This is a genomic window from Micromonospora sp. NPDC002717 (assembly GCF_040295705.1).
Lineage (GTDB): Bacteria > Actinomycetota > Actinomycetes > Mycobacteriales > Micromonosporaceae > Micromonospora.
Map to the genome: position 1 here is coordinate 1 of NZ_JBEOVW010000087.1, position 1,723 is coordinate 1,723.

The 1,723-nt window shown below is 66.7% G+C and carries 2 protein-coding genes; one reads left to right on the top strand and one right to left on the bottom strand.

Annotated elements, in window-relative coordinates; genetic code table 11:
• On the bottom strand, positions 1-263 hold a 263-nt coding region (locus tag ABT006_RS34940; protein ID WP_350712746.1), incomplete at its 3' end, for a transposase.
• Between the two features lie 304 nt (positions 264-567).
• On the opposite strand from ABT006_RS34940, the gene ABT006_RS34945 reads away from it, so the two are divergent.
• Positions 568-1,644, top strand: coding sequence for an IS110 family RNA-guided transposase (locus ABT006_RS34945; RefSeq protein WP_350712745.1), 1,077 nt, complete (start codon positions 568-570; stop codon positions 1,642-1,644).
• The last annotated feature ends 79 nt before the right edge of the window (positions 1,645-1,723 follow it).

Sequence of the window (1,723 nt, forward strand, 5' to 3'; positions counted from 1 at the left end):
ACGATCTGCGGCTCGAACGTCCCGGCGGCGTCGCGTGGGACCCGGACCTCGACCGGTCCGACATCGGTGAGCACGGTCTTGGTCCGGCTGCCGTTGCGGGTGTTCCCGCTACCTCGACCTGCCGGGTCGTGCTTGTCGTAGCCGGCGTGGTCGGTGATCTCACCGTCCAACGCCGACTCCAGGACCCGCTTGGTGAGCTGCTGCAGCAGCCCGCCCTCGCCGGTCAGCTTCAGCCCGTCACCACGAGCGCGATCGACCAGCATCGCGATCAACTGCTCATCCGTGACCGCACTCACCGACCCTGCGGCCGGCTCCTGCCCCGAGGTGATCTCGGTCGTCATCTGGCGTCTCTCCCTTGATCGGTCGATCAGCCGTTATTTCCAGTGTCAGGCTTGAATCGGTCCGGCGGGTTCGCTCTGCCGTTAGTTGCCTCCGTGGCTGGTGTACATATTGTGGCCTGCCGGACATAAAGGACCGGCCGGCATGGCTTGAGAGGAGCGTGCCAGCGCCCGACTGGGATATGCCCACCGACCGGTCCGCGCCCCCTTCGGTCAAGGAGACACCCTCATGGTGGTCATCGGCATCGACGCACACAAGCGCAGCCACACCGCCGTCATCATCGACGGCAACGGCCGCAAGCTCGCCACGAAGACCTGCAAGACAACAAGCCAGGACCATCTGTCGCTGCTGCGCTGGTCGGCCGGGCACGGCGAAGAACGCGTCTGGGCCATCGAGGACTGCCGCAACATGACCCGCCGCCTCGAACACGACCTGCTCGCCGCCGGCGAACGCATCGTCCGGGTGCCACCCAAGCTCATGGCCAATGCCCGCGACGCCGCCCGCACCTACGGCAAGTCAGATCCGATCGACGCCCTGGCCGTCGCTCGCGCCGCACTCCGCGAAGATGGCCTACCCACCGCCCACCTCGACGGCCCCGACCGCGACCTACGTCTGCTGGTCGACCATCGCGAAGACCTGATCGCTGAACGCACGCGCGCAGTCAACCGACTCCGCTGGCACCTGCACGAACTCGACCCCGAATGGGACCCCCCAGCGCGATCCCTCGACCGGGTCAGCAACCTGAACCACATCCTGCACCGACTGGCCGATTCAACCGGAACTGTCGCCCACCTCGCCGCCGCGATCACCCAACGCTGCAGGACCCTCACCGAAGAGATCAACACCATCGAGGCCGAGATCCGCGAACTCGCCGAGAAGTTGGTACCAGCCCTCATCGCCATCCCCGGCTGCGCTGCGTTGACCGCCGCGAAGATTCTCGGCGAGACAGCCGGCATCACACGATTCCGCTCCGCGGCAGCCTACGCTCGGCACAACGGCACCGCACCGCTACCGGTCTGGTCATCCAACCGAGCCCGCCACCGACTCAGCCGCACCGGTAACCGCCAGCTCAACGCCGCCCTGCACCGCATCGCGATGACCCAGGCCCGCTGTCACCAGCCCGCAAAGGGACCTCATCGCGCGCCGGAGGAACTCCGGCGACGGCGGCCTCGAAGCCCTCCGCGTGCTGAAACGACGCCTATCCGACGTCGTCTACCAGGCCCTACGAACCAACTGCGTACCCGAGGCTTGACAGAGGAGCTATGTACAGTCCCGTTCGCGAGGTGGCGGGGACTGTACAAATAACGGCTGATCGACCGATCAAGGGAGAGACGCCAGATGACGACCGAGATCACCTCGGGGCAGGACCCGGCCGCAGGGTCGG